This window comes from Nocardia sp. NPDC050710 (assembly GCF_040654375.1).
GTDB lineage: Bacteria > Actinomycetota > Actinomycetes > Mycobacteriales > Mycobacteriaceae > Nocardia.
This window is the reverse complement of record NZ_JBFAHV010000007.1, coordinates 104,043-120,020: the sequence shown is the minus strand read 5'-3', so window position 1 is coordinate 120,020 and position 15,978 is coordinate 104,043. Positions and strand designations below refer to the sequence as shown.

Annotated in this window: 7 protein-coding genes and 1 pseudogene; 6 read left to right on the top strand and 2 right to left on the bottom strand. The window is 66.1% G+C overall.

Annotated elements, in window-relative coordinates; translation table 11 throughout:
- Positions 1–5: 5 nt before the first annotated feature.
- Positions 6–1,517: a leucyl aminopeptidase gene (locus AB0H61_RS15500; protein ID WP_357304184.1), complete on the top strand. Its 1,512-nt coding sequence runs from the start codon at positions 6–8 to the stop codon at positions 1,515–1,517.
- Positions 1,518–1,569: 52 nt separating this feature from the next.
- Here the strand turns inward: AB0H61_RS15500 and AB0H61_RS15495 are convergent, their stop codons facing one another.
- Positions 1,570–1,932 (bottom strand): oxidoreductase, encoded by a 363-nt coding sequence (locus AB0H61_RS15495; RefSeq protein WP_357304182.1) that lies wholly within the window; start codon positions 1,930–1,932, stop codon positions 1,570–1,572.
- Positions 1,933–2,189: 257 nt separating this feature from the next.
- Here AB0H61_RS15495 and sucB point away from each other — a divergent pair, with 257 nt between their 5' ends.
- The 5 genes and pseudogenes from sucB to lipA all read left to right on the top strand — a co-directional run bounded on the left by sucB (position 2,190) and on the right by lipA (position 8,589).
- Positions 2,190–3,965 (top strand): 2-oxoglutarate dehydrogenase, E2 component, dihydrolipoamide succinyltransferase, encoded by a 1,776-nt coding sequence (sucB, locus tag AB0H61_RS15490; protein WP_357304180.1) that lies wholly within the window; start codon positions 2,190–2,192, stop codon positions 3,963–3,965.
- Between the two features lie 36 nt (positions 3,966–4,001).
- A complete protein-coding gene (locus AB0H61_RS15485; protein ID WP_357304178.1) occupies positions 4,002–4,910 on the top strand; it encodes a TIGR01777 family oxidoreductase in 909 nt (302 codons plus the stop codon).
- 434 nt (positions 4,911–5,344) lie between these two features.
- Positions 5,345–5,878 carry an N-acetyltransferase family protein gene (locus tag AB0H61_RS15480; RefSeq protein ID WP_357304175.1) on the top strand — a complete coding sequence of 178 codons (534 nt, stop codon included), beginning with the start codon at positions 5,345–5,347 and terminating at the stop codon, positions 5,876–5,878.
- Positions 5,879–6,214: 336 nt separating this feature from the next.
- Positions 6,215–6,946 (top strand): annotated as a pseudogene (gene lipB, locus AB0H61_RS15475) (lipoyl(octanoyl) transferase LipB); the annotation flags it as partial.
- Between the two features lie 626 nt (positions 6,947–7,572).
- Positions 7,573–8,589, top strand: coding sequence for a lipoyl synthase (lipA, locus tag AB0H61_RS15470; RefSeq protein WP_357304172.1), 1,017 nt, complete (start codon positions 7,573–7,575; stop codon positions 8,587–8,589).
- Positions 8,590–8,697: 108 nt separating this feature from the next.
- On the opposite strand, the gene AB0H61_RS15465 is transcribed toward lipA, so the two are convergent.
- Positions 8,698–15,465, bottom strand: coding sequence for a DUF3320 domain-containing protein (locus AB0H61_RS15465; protein WP_357304169.1), 6,768 nt, complete (start codon positions 15,463–15,465; stop codon positions 8,698–8,700).
- Between the last annotated feature and the right edge of the window lie 513 nt (positions 15,466–15,978).

Here is a 15,978-nt window from a genome sequence, read left to right as displayed (position 1 = left end):
GGCTCATGACCGCTGTTGCAGATCGATCCCTCGGACCGGAACTGGCGCGCACCGAGCACATCGGACCCGACACCGATGTACTCGTCATCGGGCTGACATCCTCCGAGAACGGCCCGGCCATCGTGCCGGACGACTTGTTCAGTGATGTGCTCGATGCCGAGATGCGCGCGGAGCTCCTCGACCAGCTCGGCGCGGTCGGCGCCAAGGGCAAGGCGGAGGAACTCACCCGGGTGCCCGCGCCCGCCGCCCTGACGGGCGTGACCAGTGTGCTCGCGGTCGGTCTCGGCCCCGCCGACAAGATCGACGCGGAACAGATCCGGCGGTCGGCCGGTGTAGCGGCCCGCTCGCTGAACGGCACCGAACTCGTGGTGACCACATTGTCGGGACTGGACCTCAGCGCCGCCGCGGAAGGCTTCTACCTCGGCGCCTACTCCTTCACCCCGTTCAAATCCGGTAAGTCCGCGCCCAAGCCGGACGAGCGCCCGGTGGTGCGGGTCGAATTGCTGGTCCCCGAGCCGCACTTCGGCACAGAAGAACTATTGCGCGCGCAGCTGGTGGCCGAGGCCGTCGCCACCGCACGGGATTTCGTGAACACCCCACCCAGCCACCTCTTCCCCGCCGAATTCGCCTCCCGCGCCGCGATCCTCGCCGAGGCCGCCGGACTCGAGGTGGAGGTGCTCGACGAAAAGGCGCTGGAAGCAGGCGGTTACGGCGGTGTGCTCGGCGTCGGCAAGGGCTCCTCGCGGCCGCCGCGGCTGGTTCGGCTGACCTACGCGGGTGGAGCGAAGAAGATCGCGCTGGTCGGCAAGGGCATCACCTTCGACACCGGCGGCATCTCCATCAAGCCCGCGCAGAATATGGAGAATATGACCTCGGATATGGCAGGCGCCGCCGCGGTCGTGGCCACCACGCTGCTCGCCGCCCGCCTCGGTCTTCCGGTGACCGTGATCGCGACGGTGCCGATGGCGGAAAATATGCCGTCCTCGACCGCACAGCGCCCCGGTGACGTACTCACCCAGTACGGCGGCACCACCGTCGAGGTGATCAATACCGACGCCGAGGGCAGGCTGATCCTGGCCGACGCCATCGTGCGGGCCGCTGAGGACTCCCCCGACTACCTCATCGATGTCGCCACCCTGACCGGCGCGCAGATGGTCGCGCTCGGCACCCGCACCCCGGGCGTGATGGGTACCGACGAATTCCGCGACCGGGTCGCCCGCATCTCCCGCGAGGTCGGCGAAAACGGCTGGGCCATGCCGCTGCCCGCCGAACTCCGGGCCGACCTGAACTCCAAGATCGCCGACCTCGCCAATGTCGCGCCGCATCGCTGGGGCGGCATGCTCTCGGCGGCGCTGTTCCTGAAGGATTTCGTCCCCGAGGATGTGCAGTGGGCCCACCTCGACGTCGCGGGACCGGCGTACAACACCGGCGGACCCTTCGGCTATATCGGCAAGGGCGGCACCGGAGTACCGGTTCGCACGCTCATCTCGGTGATCGAGAGCATCGGCGTCGAGTGAGAGCGTGGCGCCCGAACCCATCCGGCTCGGGCGCCATCGCACTGCCGCACGACTAGAGGTCGCGCAGTTCGTCCTCGAAGGCGCGCTGCCGTTCGGCGCGCCTGCGCGCGTCGTAGTCACGCATGCGCCGCGGATACCCCGTCTTGCTGACGTCGTAGACCGGAATACTCAGGTCCGCGGCCAGTCGTCGGGCGCCGCGCTCGCCGACGATCCGGCGCGTCCACTCCCCATCGGCGGCAACCAGCACGGCAGTGACATCGGTCACTGTCGTCTTGGGTTCGATGAAACCCTCGACGCCGACGTGGGTTCGGACCCAGTCGGCGAGATAGCGGAGGTCCTCATTACCCGAGGTCCCCGCACGTCGCGTGCCACTGCCCCGGTTCACGGCGCCACGGAAACGATCAAGCAAACCCATCGGCGCCGACCTCCTTTCGAGACCGGCGAAACCCTCACCGCCGGTCCTCCCATCTTGCCAGCTCTTCGGTAGACCCCCGCCCTGTGCTACATGCCACGCGGACGAGTGCAAGGATGGTTCGCGGTACAAGAACCATACGGATCTCCGGTGCCACAGAATGATCGGTGGCTTCCGGACTTTCGCCGCGACCGCGGCGGGCGTCCGCCGGAAGATCAACTGTTGTAAAACCCGTCGAGCAGTCAGAGGAGTCAACGGACATGGCCTTCTCCGTCCAGATGCCGGCTCTTGGTGAGAGCGTCACCGAGGGAACGGTGACCAGGTGGCTGAAGCAGGAAGGAGACACGGTCGAGGTCGACGAGCCGCTGCTCGAAGTCTCCACCGATAAGGTCGACACCGAAATCCCGTCCCCGGCGGCGGGCGTGCTGTCGAAGATCGTCGCCAATGAAGATGATGTGGTCGAGGTCGGCGGTGAGCTCGGCGTGATCAGCGAGGCGGGCGAAGCGCCCGCGGCCGCACCCGCGCCGGCCCCCGAGGCCGCAGCCCCGGCACCCGCACCCGCCGCACCCGCGCCGGAACCCGCGCCCGCCCCGGTAGCCGCCGCAGCCCCGGCACCCGCACCCGCCGCCGCGCCCGCACCGGCCGCCGCCGGTGGTACTCCGGTCAAGATGCCGGAGCTCGGCGAGTCGGTCACCGAAGGCACCGTCACCCGCTGGCTCAAGGCCGTCGGTGATCAGGTCGAGGTGGACGAGCCGCTGTTGGAGGTCTCGACCGACAAGGTCGACACCGAGATCCCGTCGCCCGTCGCGGGCACCCTGCTGGAGATCAACGCGCAGGAAGACGATGTCATCGCGGTCGGTGGACAGCTCGGCGTGATCGGCAGCGGGTCGCCCGCAGCCGCCGCTCCCGCGCCCGCTCCTGCACCGGCACCGGCGGCGCCTGCCCCCGCGGCCGCTGCTCCGGCTCCAGCACCCGCTCCGGCACCGGCACCGGCCCCCGCTCCGGCACCTGCACCTGCGCCCGCCCCCGCTCCGGCCCCGGCCCCGGCTCCAGCCGCAGCAGCCCCGGCCGCCGCCTCCGGTAACGGCGCAACGCCGTATGTCACCCCCTTGGTTCGCAAGCTGGCCGAGGAGAACAACGTCGACCTTGCCGCCATCACCGGTTCCGGTGTCGGCGGACGCATTCGCAAGCAGGATGTGCTCGCCGCCGCCGAGGCCAAGAAGGCGCCCGCCGCGGCTCCGGCTCCGGCCGCTGCCGCACCGGCCGCCAAGGCTCCGGCCGCCGCTGCCGCACCCGCGGCGAAGCTGGCGCACCTGCGTGGCACCGTGCAGAAGGCCAACCGCATCCGTCAGATCACCGCGACCAAGACCCGGGAATCGCTGCAGACCACCGCGCAGCTGACCCAGGTGCACGAGGCCGACGTCACCAAGATCGCGACGCTGCGGGCCCAGGCCAAGGCCGGTTTCAAGAGCCGTGAGGGCGTCAACCTGACGTTCCTGCCGTTCTTCGCCAAGGCCGTCGTGGAGGCGCTCGGCGTGCACCCGAACGTCAACGCCAGCTATGACGAGTCCTCCAAGGAGATCACCTACCACGCCTCGGTACACCTCGGCATCGCCGTCGACACCGACCAGGGTCTGCTCTCCCCGGTGATCCACAACGCCAGCGACCTGTCGCTGGCCGGCCTGGCCCGCGCCATCGCCGATATCGCCGACCGGGCTCGCAACGGCGGACTCAAGCCGGACGAGCTGGCCGGCGGCACCTTCACCATCACCAATATCGGCAGCCAGGGCGCGCTGTTCGACACCCCGATCCTGGTTCCGCCGCAGGCGGCCATGCTCGGCACCGGCGCGATCGTCAAGCGTCCGGTGGTGGTGACGGACGAGACCGGCAACGAATCCATCGGTGTCCGCTCGATGTGCTACCTGCCGCTCACCTACGATCACCGCCTCATCGACGGCGCCGACGCTGGTCGTTTCCTGACCACCATCCGGCACCGGCTCGAGGAAGCGGCGTTCGAGGCGGACCTGGGTCTGTAATACGGCCGGTAATCCGGGAAAGGTCGTCTGTCACGCATGAAGGTCGTGATCGCCGGTTCGTCCGGGCTGATCGGGACGGCGCTCGTCGCGGCCCTGCGCCGCGACGGGCACGAGGTGGCCCGTCTGGTGCGCCGTCCCGCCGCCGCACCGGACGAATTCGTCTGGGACCCCGCCCGTGCCGAGTTGGACGGGCGGGCCCTGCGCGACGCGGACGCGGTGGTCAACCTCTGCGGGGCCAGCCTCGGGCGGCGCCGCTGGAACGGCAGCTACAAGCAGGAGCTGCGGGACAGCCGCATCACACCGACCGATGTGCTGGCCAACAAGGTCGCCGCCGCGGGCGTGCCGACGCTGGTGAACGCCAGCGGTGTGCACTACTACGGCGGCACCACCGGCGACCGGGTCGTCGACGAATCCTCCCCCGCCGGAACCGGTTTCCTGGCCACACTGTGCCGGGACTGGGAGGCCGCGACCGAACCCGCCGAAGCCGCGGGCGTGCGCACGGTGCTGTTACGCAGCGCCGTGGTGCTGTCCCGTCACGGCGGCATGCTCGGCATGCTGCAACCGCTCTACTCGCTCGGCCTCGGCGGCCGACTGGGCGACGGGCGGCAGTACACGCCGTGGGTCTCGATGGAAGACGAGATCGGCGCGATCATCTTCGCGCTCACCAACAACACCGTCACCGGGCCGATCAACGCGGTCGGTCCGGCCCCGGTGACCAATGCCGAATTCAACCGCGCGCTCGGGAAGGTACTGCACCGTCCCACGCCGTTCGTCGTGCCAGCGATCGCATTGCGCGCACTCATCGGGGAATTCGCCGACGAGGCGATCCTGCGCGGTCCGCGCGCCATCCCCACCGCCCTGGAACAGGCGGGTTACGCCTTCCATCACCCCACCATCGGGTCCGCCCTTGCGGCCGTGGTCGGCAAGGACAGCACCGCCAGGTGACCGAACCCGCATTGCCGCGGTGATCGGCGGCTTGCGGGCCAGCCGAGCACGGCCGACCTGTCGGCGTGACACCGTGTCCGACGCGACCATGTGGCCGCAAGCACCAGAACTTCCCGGACTCACCCGGTGACTGCCGGAGGACAGAAGACAACAGGTGATCCAGCCCGCATTGCCGCGCCCCCGCGGTACGCGCGATGATCGGTGCAGTGGACGTGTCCTTGCTTGCCCCGATCATCCGGGGTCGGCCGACCGCCTGATCGGGACCTTCGGCCCGACAACCCGCCAGGGTCGCGGCCCCGATCACCCGGGCGGGTGACAACCACATCCGCCCTTGTCAACGGCCGCGACCACGTCGAGAGACCGTCGCGGCCCCCGGGTCGCCTCGCCCGCAGTCGGCACTGCGTGCGGCATCCGGCCGAATACGGAGAGAATCGTTGACCGCACTGGAAACCCGCCCCGCCACCGTCATCCGCGATGCCCGGGACAGTGACCTGCCTGCGATCCTCGAGATCCACAACGCGAATATCGCCACCTCGACGGCCATCTGGGATACCGAGCAGGTCGAACTCGACGAACGCCGGACCTGGTTCGAAGCCCGCACCGCCGCCGATATGCCCATCGTGGTCGCCGAACTCGACGGCGAAGTCGCCGGTTACGCCAGCTACGGCCAGTGGCGCCCCAAATCGGGTTACCGCTACTCCGTGGAGAATTCGGTCTACGTCGCCGACCGATTCCACCGCCGCGGCCTCGCCACCGCCCTGCTCACCGAACTGATCACCCGCGCCACACAATCCGGCCGCGTCCACGCCATGATCGCCGCCATCGAATCCGGCAACACCGGATCCATCACGCTGCACGAACGCTTCGGTTTCGTCATCGTCGGCCAACTGCCCGAGGTGGGGCGCAAATTCGACCGCTGGATGGATCTGACCCTCATGCAGCTCACGTTGCCGGTGGATTTTCGATAGTCCCGCCCCCGCCGTTGCGGGCGGAACCGTCGCCTCGGCGAGCGGTGCCGACTCCGAACCGGTCCAGGCGGACATTCTTCGACACTTTTCGACGGAAACCTGTCCGACAGCGGCACGAATGTCCGCACAGACCGGCGGGCCTCCAGCGCGGCCCTGGAACTCCCCAGTCCGTCCCGCTGTATGAGACGAAGATGCCCCATCCTGCCTGCGCGGCAGCCCCCGCCGAGCGACATTGCGCAGGTCGTCAGCGTGCCCACCGGCAAACCGGCAATCGTGTGGCGTCCACCACACCCGCTCACTATCGCGGATAATCGCCGCGGGCGTACCGTCAGGGGCGTGAACGACACGCGCACCACCTGGTCCGCCCGATTCGACATCACCCCGATCGTGATCGAGGACCTCGGACTGATCGACTACATTGCGGCCTGGGACCTGCAGAAAAAGATCGCCGCGGAGCGAGCCGACGGCATCGGATCCGACCACCTGCTGCTGCTCGAGCACCCCTCGGTCTACACCGCGGGCCGGCGCACGGAGGCGGAGGACCTGCCCATCGACGGCAGCCCGGTGGTCGAGGTGGATCGCGGTGGCAAGATCACCTGGCACGGACCTGGCCAACTCGTCGGCTACCCGATCGTGCGGCTGGCCGAGCCGGTGGATGTCGTTCAGTACGTGCGGCGTCTCGAGGAGGCGCTCATCACGGTGTGTACCGATCTCGGCGTCACGTGTGGCCGCATCGAGGGCCGCTCCGGAGTGTGGCTGCCCGCCACCGATCTCTACGCCGAACGCAAGATCGCCGCGATCGGCGTGCGCGTACAGCGCGGCGTTGCCCTGCACGGCATTTCGCTGAACTGCAACTCCGCGATGGACGGCTTCCAGGCGATCATCCCCTGCGGCATCCGCGACGCGGGCGTCACCACGCTGACCCGCGAGCTCGGCCGTGAGGTCACCGTCGCCGAGGTCAAGCCGCTGGTCGCCGATGCGATCGCGCGTGCTTTGAACGGCGAACTCCCGGTGACCGCGCGCGACATCCCGCGCTGCGCCCCGGCCCCGGGTTCCACGGGTGCCGCTTTCAGCCGCGCGACGAGCCCCGCGGATACCGTCTTCGGTGCCGCGGCAGGCCCGGCAGAGGCCATCACGGGGACTCCGCACGTCGCCGCGAACGCCGTCGCTGCGGAAGGCCCTGTTGAGGCTCCTACCCCAGACCTGGCGAACACCGCCCTCACGAACGCTCCCGCTGACGCCACTGCGGCAGGCCCGGCGAACACCTCGGCCAGCCCGACAGAGGCCAAGACTGGGACTCCACAAGTCATCGCGAATACCGCCACTGCGGAAAGCCCGGCTGACCCAGACCTCGCGAACGTCTCCCTCGCGAACGCCCCAGCAGCCACTGCGGCAAACCTGGCCGACACCGCTGGTGCGAACGCCCCAATAGCCACCGCCGCAGCAGATTTGACGAACACCGCCCTCACGAACGCTCCAGCTGACGCCACTGCGGCAGACCCGGCGAACACCGCGACCAGCCCGACGGGCAGTGCTCCCAGCACCGAGACCGAAGCAGGTACCGCCGACAGCCCGGCCGAGGCCGCCGCGAACTCCGCGACGAGCAAGCATGCGGCAGCCCACGCGACCACGCCCGCCACCGGTGACGAGACGGCCTCCGCGGCGTCGGAAACCGCAGGCGTAAGGTCGATGCGGTGACCTCAGCTCAAGCACCGGCAGGACGCAAACTGCTGCGGATTGAAGCGCGCAATGCGGAGACCCCGATCGAGCGCAAGCCCAAGTGGATTCGCACCCGCGCCACCATGGGCCCCGAGTACTCCGAACTCAAGGGTCTCGTCAAACGCGAGGGCCTGCACACCGTCTGCGAAGAAGCGGGCTGCCCCAATATCTTCGAATGCTGGGAAGACCGCGAGGCCACCTTCCTCATCGGCGGCGAACAATGCACCCGCCGCTGCGACTTCTGCCAGATCGACACCGGCAAACCCGCCGCCCTCGACCGCGACGAACCACGCCGCGTCGCCGAAAGCGTCCAGGCCATGGGCCTGCGTTACTCCACCATCACCGGCGTCGCCCGCGACGATCTGGAAGACGGCGGCGCCTGGCTCTACGCCGAAACCGTCCGCGCCATCAAGGCGTTGAACCCCAACACCGGCGTCGAACTCCTCATCCCCGACTTCAACGCCGATCCGGACCAGCTCGCCGAGGTCTTCTCCGCCCGCCCGGAGGTCCTGGCCCACAACCTGGAGACGGTCCCCCGCATCTTCAAGCGCATCCGTCCGGCCTTCCGCTACGAGCGCTCCCTTGCGGTCCTCACCGCCGCCCGTGAGGCCGGTCTGGTCACGAAGTCCAATCTCATCCTCGGCATGGGCGAAACGCCGGAGGAAGTCACCCAAGCCATGCGCGACCTGCACGAGGCGGGCTGCGACATCCTCACCATCACCCAGTACCTCCGGCCCTCCCCCCGCCACCACCCCGTCGACCGCTGGGTGAAGCCGGAGGAGTTCGTGAAGCACTCGGAGATGGCCGAGGAAATCGGCTTCGCCGGAGTCATGGCAGGCCCGCTGGTCCGCTCGTCCTACCGAGCGGGCCGCCTCTACGCTCAGGCGATGGCCCACCACAACCGCGAAATCCCCCCGGCCATGGCCCATCTCGCGGAGGAAGGCACAGCCTCTCAGGAAGCCAGCGCCGTCCTGGCCCGCTTCGGCAGCTGATAACTGATAACGGCGTTCGAACCTGGCAGCTAAACTTCTCCAGGTTCGAACGCCACGTCATTGGTACCTGACGCATTCGCCCGAAGTACTAGATGCCCGTCGGGCTTCTCAATCGCCAGGTGCGGCTCGACCTGAGACGGTTAGGCCGAGCGTGGTCTCGTCGATAACACCCGACTCGATAAGGCTATCGAGATCCGCTGTGAGAGTGGCGCGGATTTCCGATCGGACACGAGTCCAACCGAATACACCAGCAACCTCCGAGAGCAGTTCTTCACGCCGCACCCCAACGTTGTCTGTGATCACGTGGATTGCGGCGAGCTGACGTTCGACCAGCGGAACATGCCGGACAGCACGCTCACACGTGGACGTTGGCGTGCGCACAAAACGCAACTCTCGATCCGGCCGGTCGTAGGCAGTATCGACACGAACGATGATTCCCTTCCGGCCGAGCCACCGCAGCACCTCCCGAATTCGCTCCTGGATGACCGGACCCGACCTTGCCAGGCCCCACGCGACTCGCACCCGAGTGAACAGCAGATCTTCCTCGATCGGCCCTTCGACTTCCACCACATACACGACGATGTCCGCCACCAGTTCGAAGGTATCCGGGTCCCGCAGTGGCACGGATTCCAACCCAAGTCGGTGTGCCGAGACACGGTGGAGTTCGACGAGTTCCGCTGTCCCGACCTCTCGGTAGGGTCGAGTCCACAACACCGGTTCATGATCGACCGGCGCGAATCGCACAGTCGACGAGTTCGGCTTTGCCTCATCGTCGTTCGCATGAACGTCCACTGCCGCCTGCCGGGTCGCACTCTCGATCCGGTCGTGTGTCGTCGCGTGTGGATCGGCAGCACACGCGGCCTCCACTACCGTGCGGAGACTACGAATGGCGGCCTCTCGATTGCGATACCAGTCTGTTCCCCAAATTCGGTGCAGCTTCCAGCCGAGATCTCGTAGCACGGCTTCGCGCAGCCTGTCTCGATCGCGAGCCGCGCGCGACGAATGGTACATAGCCCCGTCGCATTCGATGCCGAGCGCGTAGACGCCCGGGGCAGCTGGGTGGCGGACCGCCATGTCGATCCGGTAGCTCGCAACCCCTACCTGAGGCTGAACATCGTAGCCCCAGTCGCGAAGGACATCGATGACCTGCTCCTCGAATGGGCTGTCGGGTACGGCGTCCACGTCGGCGGGCGCTGTCGCGAGTACCCCGGGGCCGTGCTCGGCGTACTTCAAGTAGCGACCGAGGTGCCGGACGCTTTTGTTGCTGCTCTCCGGCAGGTCTCCACCGCGGAAGGACGCCACCACTTCGAGGCGTCGACGCGCGCGGGTCACCGCGACATTCAGGCGCCGCCACCCCTCGGGCCGGTTGATGGGACCAAATGCGGAGTGCAGCTTTCCCTGTTTGTCGGGTCCGTAGCCGATCGACAGAATGATGACGTCACGCTCATCGCCTTGGACGTTCTCCAGATTCTTGACAAAGAAGCCTGCAAGTCGATCCTCGGTGAAATAGATGTCCAGATCTGGCCGGTCGGCTCTCGCTTTCGCAACAGCCGCTTCGATGGCCTCCGCCTGTGCTTTCGACAGCGCAACCACGCCGAGTGTCAACCAAGGTCGGGTCGCGAAGTGGTGGACGACTCGCTGGGCGACCACAGCCGCTTCACCAGGGTTGTCGCTGCGCCCACCGCGGTCGTAGACGCCGTTCGACTGGAAGAACTCCACACCTATATCCGGTCCATCTTCCAGCGCACCGGGGAAGGTGACCATCGTGTTGTCGTAGAACTCGTGATTGCTGAAGGCAATCAGATTCTCGTGTCGACTGCGGTAGTGCCACCGCAACGGCAAATCACGCAGTACGCCGCTGGCCTTACATGCATCGAGGACCGATTGGAAGGCGTCGCTGTCGTTGTCGACCCATTCATCGTCGTCGTCAGCGGCGCCCGCTGCACCGAAGAACGACGTTGGTGGCAACTGCTTCTGGTCACCCACCACGATGAGCGCATTTCCGCGATAGATCGAGTTGACCGCATCCTCCGGCAGCACCTGCGATGCCTCGTCGAAGATGACAACGTCGAAGCGGAAGTCGGGTGGAAGGAATTGACTGACCGTCAGCGGACTCATCATGAAGCACGGCTTGATCAGCTGAACGACATCGCGCGCCTCCTCCAAGATCCTCCGGACCGGCAGGTGACGACGTTGCTTCTCTGCCTCACGCGTGATTATTCTCGCGGATCCCACTGTGGTCCGGCGCGGACGCCGCGCATTGCCCGCGGCCATCACCGCGGCGGGCGCAGTCCGGACGAGCGCACGGTCTACCTCACGGAACTGCTCCACGAGCCGATCACGATCGTCAGCGTGGTACGGCCGCAGTCGCGCATCGGCGGCAAAGTAGTGCTCGGCCCATGCGGTCAGCAATGCGCGTTCGACAACAGCCGCGAACTCTGCGGCGTCGATCCGTTGCTGGGCGAGCTGAGCTGGCAGATTTCCCAGTCCGTATTCCGCAAGCCCACTCAACCCCGCGCAATAAGACAGCCATGCCTCGGGGCCGTGCGAGTCATTCTCCAATCGCGACAGGAGATTCTCGGCGGCGGGCAGATCGCTCGCCAACTCAGCGCGAATCTGGCGTGCCCGTTCGGTTTCGAACATTGCTGCAAGCTGCTCGCGAACACGGTCCCATTCACTTCGGATCTCAGGAAACCTGAGTTCGGCAGGAGCCGTGAGCATCGTCTGCGCGGCAGCCGCAGACAACGGCACCTGGCCCACCGTCTGGCCGATGTCGCGTGCCCGTCTGCCATGCCCAATTTTGCGGTTAGGCGTGCGATTTGCGGCTCTGCGCACTTTCCGTGCCCAATCAAGTGCATTGGTCAAACCGTCAACGTCGGTATCGACCCCCTCGTACTGATCCCCGAGGAGCTCCCACCAACGCTCGTCGGACGCCTCGAACTCCGCTTCGGCAGCCCGCGCACTGACTACAGCTGCGACCGCAGCGCGAGCCTTCCCAAGGGTCATGCCATTGTTCTCACCCGTTACACGAGATACGGACCGGATGAAGTCAGCGGCATCCTCGAAGGGTTCGACGTGTGCGCGAAGCCACTGCGCCACCGCATCGAAAGGGCCAGCGCGAAGCACCGGTGCGGCAGCAGCCAAATCCGCTCGCCCGGTGCGCTCCTCCCAGGCGTCGAGTTGGGAGGTGATCCGCTCAACTCGTAGTTCTAGATCAGGGCGGGCGGGGCGCCCATCAGCCACTGCCGCTGAGAGCAGGCTACGGCGATCTGGATCTGCAAGTGTTTCCGGGGCCAGTCGAGCAACCGTGTGCGCAGCCTCCAGAGCGCGGCTCAGTGCGTGGATGTCCACACGATGGTTGTCGACGTACCGACCCAGCAATGCGGCCTGCTTGTCGGTGACCAATGGTGTCCGCGCCTCGCGAACCAACACGACGCCACGTCGTAACAAGTCACCGGGTGCCTCGAATTCGGCCACGTCACCCGGAGCAGGCAGTGTCAGACTCTCGGCCGTGGTTTCGAGCCCTCGATACCACGGCCCGAGGAGCAGGCGATCCGACGGTTCTCGCCTATCGAACTCCGCTGTTTCGCGTTGGGCCGTAAGGGCATCGGCGATCGCTGATCGTGCCGCTGCGATCGTGTACTCGGCACCCCCGTCGCGCCCGCGACCGCCCACCGTGGTGATGGTGTCCACTAATGCTTCCGCTCGCTGCAGCGGATCGACGTGAGCGCGCAGCCAGCGCGCCACCTGCCCCGGTGCTCTCTTGGACAGTTCCGTTGCGTAGGCCGACAGCGGCAGACGAGTCGAATCCTCCCGCCAGCGGGTCAGTTCGTGCCCGAGACTGATGCTACGGTCAAGCAAATCTGCTTGCGGCACTTGCCCGTGGGCGAGACAACCTGCGAGCAACCGCCGCCTGTGTGGGTCTCCGACCGTCGCGGTGGCCAAACTATGCACCTGTTCGGCTCGGGCGCAGGCGGCACGCAACCTCGTGACGTCCGGTAGGTCCGCGTCGACGTAGTGGCCGAGCAGGTCCGCATGGGCGCGTGTCAGTCCGCGCAATTGATCATGCGCCGCGTACCAGGTGGCCGCGAGCGGAAGCTTGTCATAGAGCTGACTCCGCCAAGACCCTTCGGTGGTCACCGCAGCAATCAACTTGCGGTCTGCGCGCACCCGGCTCGACAGCAAGCCACTGATCCCGCGCGGCCCTTCCATCAACCGGGTGATCGCCCCGGGCAGCTCTGGCGAATTGACAATATCAGGCAGGAACAATTCCTCGGCGGACCGCCGCGCAGCTATCAATTCCCCTACCGCAGAATCGATCTCATCACAGGCGTTGCGGACCTTCGGCAGTACTTCCGGATCGAACCAGGTGACCAGCGGGCGGTCCTCAGCCCGACACAACCCGACAAGAACCACTAGATCCTCGGCCTGCTCGATCGTCGTCGGCTCCGCACAACCCAACTGAACCGCAAGGACAACTGCATGACCTTCGGCCGACTCGAGGGCATCCGACAGGGCATTGAACCACTGGCTCAGCTCACCCACCTGCCGATGCGTCAGCGGCGCGATCGCCAATCCGACCGGCGTCAGTTCGGCCAGCATGAGCTCGCTGGGCGGCGGCTCCGGATCCGGGGACAGCTCAGCCCAACCTGGTCCAGCCTGGGTGATCGCACGCTGCTGAGCCGCGCGTACGCGGTCACACCGGGCAAAGAATTCTGCTAAGCCGTCGGCTACCGCGAAGACGGCCGCACGATCGACTTCGCGCGCACCGGTCGGCGCCAGCCACGCTTCCGGCGGACGCTGTGAAATACCAGCCAAGGCAACAACTTCGCATATATCCCGCGCACCAGCCGAGCTGTGCGGAGGATCGAGACCGAGTTCCCGCGCAATGTCTACGATGGCCTGGTTCATCGATTCGAGGCTCAGTGCCTCGTTCGCGAACTCCCGGCTGATTCGTCGCGCGTCCGGCTCGTTCCAACCAGCAGGGTCGAGTGCCAACGGCGATAGCTTGACGAGTGCGCGCTCCGCGTCACCAATTTCTGTCGTCAGTCGTCCCGACAACTCTTCCCAACGCTCGCCCGCCGCCTGGGCCGCCGCAGTGCGTGCCCACCGGACGGTTCTCAGCTCGGCGACGAAGGCGTCAACGGGGCCGTCGATCTCATCGGCGAATTCCCGACTTGTCAACCATGCTTCGGGAATTGAGAAGCCCGAACCGAGCAATTCGAGCAGACCGGCCAGTCGATCCAAACCGGGTTCGTTATTCATCGATTCGTCGGTGCGGGCGAGTTCTCGATAGCTATCGACAACCGCCGTAAGACCGGCGAGCGCAGTAATGGCCTGGTCCAGGCTGCGCCGTGGAGCTACCGCCTGAGCGCGCAAGTCATGCCACGGATACATGGGATCCAGCACAGCATCCCAGACGCCGGCGATCGTGCTTGCGACGTCGAGGATCTTCGACAGATCTCTGCCGCTCAAGTCTTGTGCCCGGAATCCGTCATCTCGTCGGCCCGAGTTCTCGATCCTGAGAAGGTGGTATGCGGCCGGGATGTCGGACAGTCCGCTGACCTTCCCGACGACATCGTGCAAGGTCTCGCCGAGTGGCAAACGAACTTCGTTCATTGCCTCGGCGTATCCGCTGAGTGCTTCCCGAGTCTCGCGAGCACGGACCAGCTCGTGCTCGGACAGTCCGCGGGCGAGCGGTTCCTCGGTCAGAGCGCGCCCCAATTCCTGGGCAACCGCCTTGCGGCTGGTGTTGTGGCTGTGCAAGGCCAACGCATAAGAATCCAAGCCGACCGATCCCAGCCGGTTGAGGACAACGTCGAGCGCCGCCGCCTTCTCCGAAACGAAGAGTACGCTGCGCCCAGCGTGCACCAGTGCCGCGATCATGTTGGTGATCGTCTGGCTCTTTCCGGTGCCAGGAGGGCCATCGAGTATGAACGAGTGACCTGCCACGGCGGCAGCCACGGCCTGTCGTTGTGAGGCATCCGCGTCGAGTACAAGAGGGGTCTCCTCGGGCGGACTGATCTCATCGATCCGGCTGACATCGATCTCCTCGAAGTCGAATCGATCGGACGCCAGGGTCGCGCGAGGCCCCAACGCCACGGCACGCACGAGATCGCTACGCATAACGTGGTTCTGATTCTCGAGCAGGTCCTGGTACATCGATTCCTTGTGCGAGGCGAACAACGCCATCACCACCCGCTCGGAGAGGTGCCAACCGCGCCTCCCTCCAATAGCGTGTGTCACTGCCGCCTGTACCGATGGAAGGTCCATCGGGTCCTGTTCGCCGACCGAATCCCAATCGAGGTATAGCTGCTCGAGCTTGACGCGAAGAGCAGGGTTGTGTCGAGGCTCGTCTTCATCGTTGACCTTCAGTCGAAAGGCTCCGGTAGACGTCCTCTCTATCCGAACCGGCAGTAGGACAAGCGGTGCATCGCTGCCCGTTTCGGCGCCCTCTTCGCCCCAGTGCAGCATCCCGACGCCGAGCTGGAGCGTCCAGAGACCGTAGTCATTGAACAGCTGCGTCGACTTGCTCCGCAGGTTCAGCAGCGCCCGCTCCAAAGCAGTTCTGGTCTTCTTCTGGGTGACAATCTCGCGCCCGGGACTACCGAGAATCTCGATGGGCGGACCGGGATCGGCCTTTGCTTCCAGCGTCGGTTCGGCATCAGGCAGCGGGGCGAAGCCCATGCCTCGCTCCAGTCCCTCGATCAATATCTGCGCTGACGGCGCAGAGATCTCGAGTGTCGCCGCCTTGGTGTGCCGGAAATTGAGCAGTCGGTTTCGGCCACTCAGATCGACCAATGACTTTCGCCATCCGGTCAGGACTTTCTCGAACAGCTCGAGTTCCCGACCCCCACCCTGGAATTGTGTCGTCACACCGGTCCTTGTTGCTCAGGTTTCTCGGACGAAAACTGCTCTGAGAGAGCCATTCTGACAGATGACGACCTGGAGTGTCAGTCCTCGATGCCCGAATGATCAGCGAGACATCATGGCAGATCCGGGCTCGCGATGACGCTCCCCGTCGGCGCGGCTCCGATGGGTGGGAATCCGACAGGCATGTCCCGGTCTCGTTCGCGCGACGAATCTGTTACCGTCCGACAACGAGTTCGGCGCACGCAGGCTCTCGATAGACCCACCGAGTAACCATTTGGCCCCAGCGGAAAACCTCTCTCCCGGAACCTGATTCGAGCCAGTACGGTGGTGCGGTCGAACTCGGGATCGGTACCCGCGCAGCCCGAACCGGCAAGCGAAGTGACCACTGCAGCGATGTCGCGACACCACTTACTCAAGTGAAATGCCAACTGCTACAAATATTTTCGTCAAGCGATGAGATCTGCACCGTTGTAGGATCCGACGCGAACGCCCATGCGCACCAAGCATTGTGCGCGC

Excerpts from the sequence above, each read along its gene's own strand:
- AB0H61_RS15500 (WP_357304184.1), top strand. The coding sequence starts at position 6 with ATGACCGCTGTTGCAGATCGATCCCTCGGACCGGAACTGGCGCGCACC.
- AB0H61_RS15495 (WP_357304182.1), bottom strand. The coding sequence starts at position 1,932 with ATGGGTTTGCTTGATCGTTTCCGTGGCGCCGTGAACCGGGGCAGTGGC.
- sucB (WP_357304180.1), top strand. The coding sequence starts at position 2,190 with ATGGCCTTCTCCGTCCAGATGCCGGCTCTTGGTGAGAGCGTCACCGAG.
- AB0H61_RS15485 (WP_357304178.1), top strand. The coding sequence starts at position 4,002 with ATGAAGGTCGTGATCGCCGGTTCGTCCGGGCTGATCGGGACGGCGCTC.